Source organism: Histophilus somni (genome assembly GCF_014202395.1).
GTDB lineage: Bacteria > Pseudomonadota > Gammaproteobacteria > Enterobacterales > Pasteurellaceae > Histophilus > Histophilus somni.
Genome location: NZ_JACHGQ010000009.1, coordinates 75,309 through 86,635, shown reverse-complemented (window position 1 = coordinate 86,635; position 11,327 = coordinate 75,309). Strand labels below are relative to the sequence as shown.

Genomic DNA, 11,327 nt, shown 5'->3' with positions numbered 1-11,327 from the left:
CTGCCTTTCAAGTGGACGTTGTTTGCCTCTATATGATAACCGCCTTTGCCTGCAATTAAACCTGCCTGTTCATTAACTTGTTTATAACTGCTTTTACCTTTCTCACCCGAAGCAAAACCGCTCACACTCCAAGCATTACCAAAACTCACATCTACACTAATCCCTGCCTGACTGCCTTTGCTGTTGTAATTGTTGCTGTCTTGCTTGCTTTCAATCCGAAGGTCGCCTTTAGCATTCACATCAATTCGCTCAGCAGTAGCGGTTGTGCCGTTGAGGGTAATGCTCCCTTGACTGTTAAACTTAATATGTTCTGCATCTAAATGACTGTTATGGTAAGTGGAACTTTCTCCGTTGGCTTTTTGACTACCGCCACCGACAGTAGCATAAACCCCTACACCCGTTTGTGCTCCTGCTTGAGCAAACATACCTACTTCCACACCCACATTTTGCCCACGGGATTTTTCCTTGATCCGGCTTTCACCTGCTTCTATTTCTATCTTGTTTGCATTTAGCTCAATCCGACTGTTTTCAAGGCGGTTGCCGTCTTTGTCTTTTGACACAATATCAGCATGCTCAAGGCGGATATTACCTGTACCGCTTTGGTTGTGATTTGCCCTCGATTCAGTCGATAAAGTGCGGTCGGTTTTGTTACTGTTTTGTGCGTTGCTTTCTGTGTTATCATCTCGAGTTGTTAGCACCACTTCTTTGCCATTTAACACATTCCCTTGACTGAGATGAGCTTCACTTTCCTGTAATTGGCGACTGTGAGCGACACCTGTGCCACTTTCTACTCGTATCAAATAACCGGTATTCGGCGTTTTATTGGCAATTTTATAAATGCTGTCGGCTAATGTATAACCCTGAGCCGCCAAACCTAAGGCTTGTGCAGTCTGAAGCCTTGTAGAGGCCTCTTTGTTTTTTACCACCCGTTCAACTGTTTGGATAATATCAATAATCGGCGATTTGATGCGACTAAATTGTCCGATTTTCAAATCACTTTGACTTTGTTGTTGTGTTTGCTCATTATGAGCTGCCACTGCTTCAATATTCTCTGCGGTAATATGCAGTTTGTTTTTCGACAGTATTTGACTTGAGGTTTGATGATAATCCTTGCCTGCATTGATTTCCACATTACCATTAAGACTGACAACTTGACTGCCTTGATGACGGAGACTATCACCAACTTGATTAAACCGCTCACGATGATAACCAAAGAAACGCTCTGTTTCTGATGTCGCCACCTCACCAATGGCGTGATTTTTTCTCGCTTGGCGTTGAGTTTGTGTGGTAGTCGCCGTCGTAAAAAGAATATCACCTGTCGCACTGAAGCTGTTATTGCCTTCACTTACCAACACTAAACCTTTACCTATGATGTCGCCCTGTTGAGCAGTGGTTTGGCTGTTTCCGCCCACGGAAATCACCGTGCCTTTTTCCTCAATCAACGATTGCTTGCCGTTTTCACGCCCTTTGCCAACACCTGCTATATATTTATTTAACCCGTTAAGCTCAAATCCCTTACTGGAACTGTTCGCCGATTGGCTATAACGGTTGATGGCTACATCAAAATGAACATCGCCGGCAGCCGTAAAGGTCGCATCTTTTTCCACAGATAAAGTTGCACCTTGGGTGATGATATCGCCACCGGTAGCGACTACCGTTAAATTGCCTTGCGTGTCTATGTTTGCACTTTGAGCAATCACCTGTTCAGTTTGTTTGTTGGATTGATGACTTTGGTGCTTGATGTAAGGCTGAATACCTCGCATTATCATACCGGTAGTATCCGTAATAGCCTCTGCACGTGAAAGCTCATCACCAACAATTCCATTTGTAACACCTTGATCTCGACGTTGTTTGTATTTTTCTTTTCCCACCTCAATCGGGTTATACACCATATTCACACCAACCCCACCGGATTTGCTGACATAGCGACTTTGCCCAAGGTGATGCTCTTCCACCGCATTGATATTTACCTTACTACCTTGAAGATGCGTATCGCTACTACTATGGATTTCGGTAGCATTCAAGGTTAATTGATGTTGAGCTATTACTCGGATATTGCCTTTTGCATTCAGTTGTGTTGCAACCACATCCTCATTGCGACTTCGATTATTTGATTCAGTTTTATTGCGTTGATAGCCCACCGACACAACACCATTCGAAAGACTACCACTCAAACCGCTTTTTTTGGCTTTCTCCCTATAGTCCGTCATTTTTGTATTGATGAGTACATTCAAATTAATGTCTTTTGCAGTAATATCAATATGTTGTTTCGCATTTATATCGGTAGCTTCGGTTTTTAATTTATCACCTGCTACGAGTGCAATACTGTCACCTTTTAACAAGCTACCCTGATAGTTATCTTGCTGTTCGTTATAGTGCGTTTCTTTACTTTTCTTAGAAATAGTATTACCGCTTTTATAGCGATGCTGTTCCTCAAGTGTTGATACTGTTTTCATTGCCCCAAATACCATCTCATTTGTTGCAAGTGCGGTCAGTTTTTTCGCTGTTTCAATCGCCGTACTTTGCGTGTAAAGATTATCGGTTTCTAGGCGGATATTGCTGTTGCTTTGTATCCGGCTAATAATGAGGTTTTGATTGGTTTCTTGACGGCGGTGGTCGCCTGTCCCTAGTTTTTCACTGTGTTGGGTGGAAAGTGCGGTGCTTTTTAGGCTGTTTTTAATATTAAGCAGGCTGTCACCTGTGCCACTGTTAATAATATCACTGCCGATTTGGTTAAGATTGTCGGCGTTGATATATAATGTGCCGTCTTCGCCTTTCACGTGGAGTAATGCCTTACGGTCAAGGTGCATGTTTTTATAATGGTACCCATAACTTGGATTGCTACTTTCATCGGTTTTCGTGGTTGAGCGGTGTGAAAATGTGCCACTTACATTCAAGGCTAATCTGCTTTGTGCTTCAATGTGTCCGCCTTCATTAGTTAAATCCCCTGATGTCTGAACATAAAGTCGTTGGGCGGATAAGGTACCTTGATTATGCAAGCTATCGCCATTTAACTGCATCACTTCCCGTCCGAAAATCCTGCCTTGGTTAATCAGTTCGCTGTTTTTTGCATAAATGTTATTCGCTGAAATCAGGCTGCCTTTTGTGGTTAATGGTGAAAAATCTGCTTTGTTCGCTACAAGATAGACTTTCGGTACCAATACTTCTTGTTGACTTCCATTAGGTAGTGTCACTGTTTCAGTTTCCAGCCACACAATATCGGAAGTCAACCTTGCCCTTTGTGCTTTACTCAGTTTCACGCCAGGTCGTAGGGTAAATTCATTCGCTAGAGTTTGGCTGAATTTAACTGCCGAATCCATTAAGGCTTGATATTGCACTTCAAAATCTTGCTGATGCCCTGAAGGGAGTTTACCGGTTAATTGATAAAGTTGTTCTCGCACAAGGCGTTGTTCATAGTAGCCGTCGCCTAAACGTTTTTGTACTTGATTTGAGTCATAACGAAGAGCATTAAACATATAATCACTACTTAACCATTTACGGTAATCGGTAAAGGCTGGGGTGGTTTCCACTAAAATATGACTGTCCGCTTGCGGATTGATTTGATAAAGAGAAGAACTCGGTAGTATTGTTGTCCCTTGTGTAAAACGAATTTCACCCTTGCCGTCTGTTATTTTAATAAATGGAGCTGTAGTTTGAGAATTGCTTTGTACTGTCGTAGCAACGGCATAATCCCCTTGAGTTTGACTAAATACCACATTTAATGGAATAGTCACATTATCCACGGTATGGCGGTCATGTCGTCCTCCCCATTTGCGTTGGAAATAGCGTTTGAACCCTCCTCGCCATTTTGACCAAGTAAATTCGTGATTACCGAATTCTTCCGTAGAATGAATGCCTTCTTCATCAGTGTTTTTAAACGGACTATTTTCATCTTGACTTACTAAATTTCCACCGGACAGTATTAGCGAACGGTCATTATGCACCGCACCTTGAAACCACATATCGCCACCAGCCAATATTTTACCCGGTGCGGTTTGTTTCACCACCGTTTGGCTGATTTTGCGACGGTTGAGGTTAATGTCCCAAAAGCGATCATAGATTTTGTTGGAAAAGGCGGCGTTGTGCTTTTCAATTGCCTTTTCTAATTGCTCAAATTGTGTCTCATTGGCTTTCAACCAATCTAAATAAGGTTTCAGTTGCAATGAAAGTGCGGTCTGTTTTGCCTGATATTCTAACTTGTTTACCTCATAATCCGCTTTTTCGGTTTCATAGCTTTGTAGGCGTTTAGCAAAATCCGCTTCTGACTCATTATTTTCTCGAGTGGGTTTTTCGGGTTCATTGGGAATGTCAAAATAGGCTTGTAACAGATTTACATCAGGATAATCTTTGAGGGTCAAATGTACTTTTTCATCTAAATGAATATTAAAATGTGACCAAGCCCCGTCATTAGGTAGATACAAAGAATGTGGTTTAATTTGACAATTTTTCTTATCGGTAAGATTGCTGCAACTTTCTTCATTCGGCATCGGTAAGACATAACCGTTAAAGTTGCCATTGGATTCTCTCTCTTTTAACTCAGTTGCTCGAGATGCTACTTTACCGGCTCGACTAAAAGATATCCAACGCAAGGTGTTAAAATCAATTTTGGCAGAATTAGGTTGTCCTTCGGGTAATAAATAATGTTCATTTAATTGGGTATCACTTTGTAATTCAAACGCTGTTTTTAAATGTTCGTTACTATTGATTAAGGATTTCACTCCAAAATAAGCATTGCCGGCCACATCAATCAACCCACTTTGATTTTTAAAATTATCGGCAAAAGATGAGTTTTCAGAAGATAACTCGACTTCCTCAGTTGAATTCAAACGGCGACCGACAAACAAATCCCCCTGACTCAACAGACTTGGACCTTCCGTGATTTGACCGTTTTGCTTTTCTGCTATGGTCAAAAATTGTTTTTGGTTTATCAGTTCAGGTGCTGCCAAATCCAATCGTTTATGAGCGGCAATGACGGCGGATTTAACATCGTTATTATTGCTTGATAGTTGCTCGTCTCGATTAACAATACGAGCACCGGCTTCAATGGCGACTTTATCGCCTAATATTTGTCCCGTGCCAATATTTTCCACCGTCTCTGTTGCTTTGATAACTGTCTTTTCCGTTCCTAATACCGCACCTCGGTTAATCAGAGATTTTTCACTTTCAATCCGATTTTGTCTTCCTCGAATCACACCGCTCGAAGTCTGTTCGATATTCTCTTTTGCTTTTACCTCAACCCTCTCTTCTGCATACAGCTTGCCTGCATTATCTAAAGTGCGGTCGGTTTTAAGACGGTTTTTTGTCGCTGCTATTATTTGACCGGATGCGGTATTCACAATCTTGCCCTGACTATCAATCACTATCTCTGAGCTACTTGCACCAATATGCCCTGCATTGCGTACCCCAACGCCGTTTTCTGTACCGATAAGATAAATTTTGCCCGAATACATTCCGCCAAGCTCTGCTACATCAAGGGAAAATTGCGGTTGTGACTCGCCTGAAACGTGTTGGGTTGTGTGAATAATTTGCAAAGTTTTGTCGGAATCAAACCGCTTGATACTATTTTTCCCTGTGATAACGGTTGCTTCTTTTTTCGACCAAATCCCTGCATTCACTTCCGCTTCTCGAGCGAGGATTTCAGTATAATCCACACGACTGTTGTCCAAGCCTTTGCCGCTGACATTGACTTTACCGGCTTCAACTTTAAAACTCTCCACTTCCCCGTTTTTAATCTCAGGCTTGCCTGTAGAAAGCGTCACTCGACCGGAATTTATCACACCGCAACCTTCACAATGTAGCCCGGAGGGATTGGCTATAATCACATCCGCTTTGCCGCCTGCTACTTCCACATAGCCTTTCATCACGGACGGCGAAGAAGAATTGATCTCGTTTAAAATCACTTTCGCCTCACCTTGGGCGAGATAAGGATTAGCCGTCACCTGCCCTGCAAGTTGGGTAGAAGTGCTTGTGCGACTGTTATTTAAAATTACTCCTTTCTCGGCAACATCAAATTGTGAATATTTATTATGGGAAAGCCCTTTGGTATTGGGCGTTTGAATATTGACTTGCGGAAGCCCATTGGTAGTTTGTAAAACAATCGGTTGTTGGGTTTTTGGGGCGGATTTATCCGCTTGAATAATTAAAGTTTCAGCAAAAGCAGAAGAGAAAAACGAAGAAAAAGAAACAAACTCCAAGGCACAAAACAAACTGAAACAAAGAGGTTTTAACAGAGCTAAAAGCGAAGAAAAATCGACCGCACTTTTTGAACAAACAGAAGACGAACATGAAGATTTGTCTTGGGATTTTGCAAGTTCTGATACAACGATTAAACGTTGTAAGGGGTTACTAAAAATAATGCAAAAATGTTGTGTGTTCATAATAAATCCTCCTGATTTTTCCGTTTTGATTATCCCAACCTGCCATTCGGCGTTTTTGTACTTCAATTTCCGACTTATCAATATAGTTTTGCGATTGATGTGACCAAAGTGCGGTGGAAATTGTGGTTTTTCTGTGACTGTCACGATAAATCAAATAAAACAAAACAATGTGCGCTTATCGGTTTCGCTTTCACCTGAATAAATATAGCTGTTATCAAACGCCCATTGATGGATAGGATAGCAAGGCAATTCAGTATAAGAAAGCAAAAGTGATTCAGGGGGAGAGATATTTAGGCGAATATCGGGTTTAGGCTGTGATTTATCATCTTTTGCCTGCTGATGTTGTTGGGCTATATCGTTTAATTGAGTATCAAATGTATTAGTGAAAGTGGTAGTGGATATTACGGAAGAAATTAAGCTTAAAATGAGTGTTTGATGGCATTTCATAATATCAAATAGAAAATTATATAGTCATTCTAAGTAGAATATAGAATTTATCATTTTTTGCAAATAATGTTACTCAGTATTTAGGAAAAGAAGAGTATGGTTGATATTTTGTTGGGATGTTCGGGGAATATTATCGGGTATGGTTTAGTACCGTTTGGTGATACACTTACTTCAGCCAAAAGAAAAATGGGAGAAAATTATTCTCCTATATTTATGTTACGGATAGACAAACTCCGTTTTATCTTTTAAATGGATGGATTTTATACCGAACACTTCATTCCTTTTGGAGTTTTATGTCAATGGGGATTGGAATACATCTGTCATCTCTGAATCAACTTAGCAAAATGCGATCCCACCATGTATTAAGTAAAACTATTAAATTACTTGGTTTGTATGTGAAATTACATTACATAGTTTTATTAGTTGGTGCTGATCGCTATAGTTTGCATTATATTTCAATGAGATTAAGCAGTTGTTGCAGCTTCCATTGAGAATAAACGTAATTTATTCATTATATAATTCAATAAGATACCGTAAGCAGGTACGAAGAATAGAATACTAATGAAAATTTTAAATAAATAATCTACAGAACCGATTTCGACCCAGTGTTCAGCCATAAACGGATCGTTACTTGCGTAGAAAGCAATACCAAAGAATATGAACGTATCCGCCAGTGAGCCGAATACCATAGAGCAACTTGGTGCAATCCACCAAGTTTTTAATTTACGTAAATGGTTAAATACATACACATCTAATAGTTGCCCAAACAGGTAAGCCGCAAAACTGGCAAACGCAATACGGAAGACAAATGTGTTAAATGATGTAAGTACATGTAAACCTTGATATTGGCTATCGGAAAATAATGTTGAAACAAGATAGCTGATGATTAGTGCGGGGATCATAACGACAAAAATAATCCATCTTGCTTCTCTAGCACCAAAAACTCGCACGGTTAAATCTGTGGCTAAGAAAATAAAAGGAAAGGTGAAAGCTCCCCATGTATTGTGAAACGAAAAATTCTCCGCAAATCCTAAAGTTGTGAGAGGAATGGTAATTTCAAAAGGAATTTGAACGAGGTAGTTGCTTGCCGTAATGATAAATATATGGAAGAAACTCAAGATGATTAATGCACGTTTTTTTTGTTGATCATTGAAGATCGAAGAGATGTTTTTCATTTTGTGTACCTTTTTGATAAATAAAATTGGGGTTAGGGAACCCAATATAAACATGTCCAAAATTGGAGACGGAGAATGATACTGAATTAAGAAAATATTTCAACTAATATTTACAAGCCAAATTGCTATTTTTTTGCTATTCTACACGACAATTTTTATATTACATTTAATGGATCACAGTCATGAGCGAACCAGAAAATCTTGCACAAAATCAACCGCACTTTTCCAAAGATACAACGCATTTTGGATTTCAAACTGTTGCAAAATCAGAGAAACAAAAATTAGTTGCCAATGTTTTTCATTCCGTAGCGGCAAAATATGATTTGATGAATGATTTACTTTCTTTCGGCATTCATCGAGTTTGGAAACGCTTTACTATTGATTGTAGCGGAGTGAGAAAGGGGCATAAAGTCCTCGATCTTGCTGGTGGTACAGGGGATTTTTCCGCAAAGTTTTCTCGTATCGTAGGTGAAACGGGAAAAGTGATTTTGGCGGATATTAATTCTTCAATGTTGGACGTTGGACGTGAAAAATTAAGAAATCTTGGTATCGTGAGTAATGTTGATTATGTGCAAGCCAATGCGGAAGAATTACCTTTTGCAGATAATACGTTTGACTGTGTGATAATCAGTTTCGGGTTGCGTAATGTAACAGATAAAGACAAAGCATTACGTTCAATGTTTCGGGTATTAAAACCGGGTGGACGGTTGTTAGTGTTAGAGTTTTCTAAACCTATTTTGGATCCTTTAAGTAAGATCTATCATTTTTATTCTTTTAATGTATTGCCAAAAATTGGTGAAATTGTTGTGAATGATAGTGACAGCTATCGTTATTTGGCAGAATCTATCCGTATGCACCCGAAACAGGACATATTAAAAGAGATGATGATAAATGTCGGTTTTGAACAAGTCGGTTATTATAATTTAACCGCCGGTATTGTGGCTTTACACCGAGGCTATAAATTTTAGGATAGAGTATGTTGCCTGATTTTAATTCTTTGAAAACACAGTTTATGTTACCGCAGTTTATTAATGCGGGATGTGAACTGTTATTAAATTATCTTTTGCGACGGACAAGTCATCGTGAAAGATACTTGCGTCAATTACAAGGTAAGATCTTAAAGCTGACATTACAAAAAACACATTTTTCTTTGTATTTCGTTTTTTCAGCACAGCAAGTGGATTTATTGAACCATTATGAAGGTGAGGCGGATTGTACAGTGGATATTGCGGTAAATTTATTATTGCAAATGCCGAAAAAATCGGAAATAAGTCGATTTATTAATGATAATTCGCTTCAATTTAGCGGGGATTTGCAGATATTACAAGATTTTGTGGAGTTAATGGAAATGTTGGAAAAAGATCCGGAAGAGCTGATTTCTCCTTATGTTGGTGATGTTGTTGCACATAGTGCGGTCAGTTTTCTCAAAAAATTGACGAAAGCAATAAAATATCGGCTTACACAAAGTCAGCAATTTTGGTCGGAACGTTTGACCGAAGAGTGGGCGGTACTTTCGCCCAAATTGGCTGTTATGGATTTTTGCGATCAAGTGGAAAGTTTAGCAAAACAGACCGCACTTTTAGAACAAAAAATTAATCAGATTTTAGCATGATGAAACTTAATGATATTAAACGCTTATATAAAATAGTACGTGTTTTTTTGTCTTATGGTATTGATGAAATTCTACCGCATAGTAAATATACTCGCCCAATTCGTTGTTGGCGTAAGTTATTTTTCTGGTTAAAAAATCAACATAAAAATAAAGCGTTTGGATTACGTTTGCGTTTGGCTTTACAAGAGTTAGGACCGGTTTGGATAAAGTTGGGGCAAATGTTATCGACACGTCGTGATTTATTTCCTGCGGAAATTGCTGATGAATTGGCTTTATTACAAGATAACGTTGAGGCTTTTTCAGGAAAGATTGCTCGTCAGCAAATAGAACAAGCTTTGGGTTCTTCTCTAGAAAATTGGTTTACAGATTTTGATGAAAATGCACTTGCTTCCGCATCTATTGCACAAGTTCATACTGCAAAACTTAAATTGGGCGAGGAACAGGAAAAGGAAGTGGTCATCAAGGTGTTGCGTCCAAATATTCAGCCACAAATTGAGGCGGATTTAAGTTGGATGTATAAATTAGCCGGGTTACTGCCCAAATTATTTCGTGAGGGGTATCGTTTAAGAGCGGTCGAAGTTATTCAAGAATATGAAAAAACTTTGCGTGATGAACTTGATTTACGTGTCGAAATGGCGAATGCAATAAAGTTGCGAGAAAATTTTCTTGATAGCCCAATGCTGTATATTCCTAAAATGTATGAAGCATTCTGCCACAAAAATGTGATTGTGATGGAGCGTATTTATGGCATTCCTGTTTCCGATGTTGAGACATTGCAACGAAACGGCACCAATATGAAACTATTGGCGGAACGGGGAGTGCAGGTCTTTTTTACGCAGGTATTTCGTGACAGTTTTTTCCATGCGGATATGCATCCGGGCAATATTTTTGTGAATCCTCATTATCCTGAAAATCCGCAATATATTGGTATTGACTGTGGCATTGTGGGGAAATTAAATGAGAGTGATAAACGCTATTTAGCCGAAAGTTTTGTGGCATTTTTTAATCGTGATTATCGTCGGGTTGCACAAATGCACGTAGATGCCGGCTGGACCCCACAAGATACGAATATTGATGATTTCGAACAAGCATTTCGAGAGGTATGTGAACCGATTTTCGCCAAGCCTTTATCTGAAATTTCATTTGCACAAGTTTTACTGAATTTATTTAATGTAGCACGTGAATTTAATATGCAAGTTCAACCGCAGTTAGTGTTATTGCAAAAAACGTTACTTTATATTGAAGGATTAGGGCGTCAACTTTATCCTCAATTAGATTTATGGGATACAGCAAAACCCTTTTTGCAAAATTGGTTGAACGAGCAAATAGGTATGAAGGCAACATTTAAAAAGTTGAAAGCCGAATTGCCTTATTTGCAGGAGCATCTACCTGATTTTCCTGAAACTTTAATGGACGCCTTGAAACAACAAAAATTTATTAGTCAGCAATTAGTGGAAATTAACAAGAAGTTAGCTAAACAACAACGTTGGCAAAAGAAAATGTTTGTATTAATTGTGGGAATAGTGATTTTTTCTGTAACGTTATGGCAATTCGCTGCATTGCCGTTGGCGATAAGTGCGGGGTTATTCTTAGTTGGTTTTTTAGTTTGGCTAATCGGTTTTTTGTTACCTTAATGCGTTAGATCAAAAATAATCCAGTTTAGCTATTGTCACTATGATTTAAAATGGTTATATTCTGCAAGATTTTTTATTAAGT

7 protein-coding genes are annotated in these 11,327 nt (G+C 39.1%); 3 read left to right on the top strand and 4 right to left on the bottom strand.

The window, feature by feature from the left end:
• The 4 genes from HNR69_RS07215 to HNR69_RS07205 all read right to left on the bottom strand — a co-directional run.
• On the bottom strand, positions 1-6,377 hold a 6,377-nt coding region (locus HNR69_RS07215; RefSeq protein ID WP_183405661.1), incomplete at its 3' end, for a two-partner secretion domain-containing protein.
• A complete protein-coding gene (locus tag HNR69_RS09785) occupies positions 6,346-6,531 on the bottom strand; it encodes a ShlB/FhaC/HecB family hemolysin secretion/activation protein (protein ID WP_370510274.1) in 186 nt (61 codons plus the stop codon). The genes HNR69_RS09785 and HNR69_RS07215, both read right to left, overlap by 32 nt.
• Positions 6,528-6,824 carry a hypothetical protein gene (locus HNR69_RS09780; RefSeq protein WP_012340782.1) on the bottom strand — a complete coding sequence of 99 codons (297 nt, stop codon included), beginning with the start codon at positions 6,822-6,824 and terminating at the stop codon, positions 6,528-6,530. Before HNR69_RS09780 ends, HNR69_RS09785 begins: the two co-directional genes overlap by 4 nt.
• A 464-nt stretch (positions 6,825-7,288) precedes the next feature.
• On the bottom strand, positions 7,289-7,999 hold the full coding sequence (locus HNR69_RS07205; RefSeq protein WP_012340783.1) for a 7-cyano-7-deazaguanine/7-aminomethyl-7-deazaguanine transporter: 711 nt from the start codon (positions 7,997-7,999) through the stop codon (positions 7,289-7,291).
• A gap of 182 nt (positions 8,000-8,181) precedes the next feature.
• On the opposite strand from HNR69_RS07205, the gene ubiE reads away from it, so the two are divergent.
• From ubiE to ubiB, 3 genes are read left to right on the top strand one after another with little or no spacing between them, the layout of a single operon-like run.
• On the top strand, positions 8,182-8,967 hold the full coding sequence (gene ubiE / locus HNR69_RS07200; RefSeq protein ID WP_075294482.1) for a bifunctional demethylmenaquinone methyltransferase/2-methoxy-6-polyprenyl-1,4-benzoquinol methylase UbiE: 786 nt from the start codon (positions 8,182-8,184) through the stop codon (positions 8,965-8,967).
• A gap of 8 nt (positions 8,968-8,975) precedes the next feature.
• Positions 8,976-9,611 carry a ubiquinone biosynthesis accessory factor UbiJ gene (locus HNR69_RS07195; RefSeq protein ID WP_075294483.1) on the top strand — a complete coding sequence of 212 codons (636 nt, stop codon included), beginning with the start codon at positions 8,976-8,978 and terminating at the stop codon, positions 9,609-9,611.
• The gene (gene ubiB, locus HNR69_RS07190) at positions 9,611-11,245 is read left to right on the top strand and encodes a ubiquinone biosynthesis regulatory protein kinase UbiB (protein ID WP_075294518.1); all 1,635 of its coding nucleotides are present in this window, start codon (positions 9,611-9,613) and stop codon (positions 11,243-11,245) included. Before HNR69_RS07195 ends, ubiB begins: the two co-directional genes overlap by 1 nt.
• Positions 11,246-11,327 lie beyond the last annotated feature (82 nt).

What these genes read in the sequence shown, in the direction of transcription:
- HNR69_RS07195 (WP_075294483.1), top strand. Translation starts at nt 8,976, where the DNA reads ATGTTGCCTGATTTTAATTCTTTGAAAACACAGTTTATGTTACCGCAG.
- ubiE (WP_075294482.1), top strand. Translation starts at nt 8,182, where the DNA reads ATGAGCGAACCAGAAAATCTTGCACAAAATCAACCGCACTTTTCCAAA.
- ubiB (WP_075294518.1), top strand. Translation starts at nt 9,611, where the DNA reads ATGAAACTTAATGATATTAAACGCTTATATAAAATAGTACGTGTTTTT.
- HNR69_RS07205 (WP_012340783.1), bottom strand. Translation starts at nt 7,999, where the DNA reads ATGAAAAACATCTCTTCGATCTTCAATGATCAACAAAAAAAACGTGCA.
- HNR69_RS09780 (WP_012340782.1), bottom strand. Translation starts at nt 6,824, where the DNA reads ATGAAATGCCATCAAACACTCATTTTAAGCTTAATTTCTTCCGTAATA.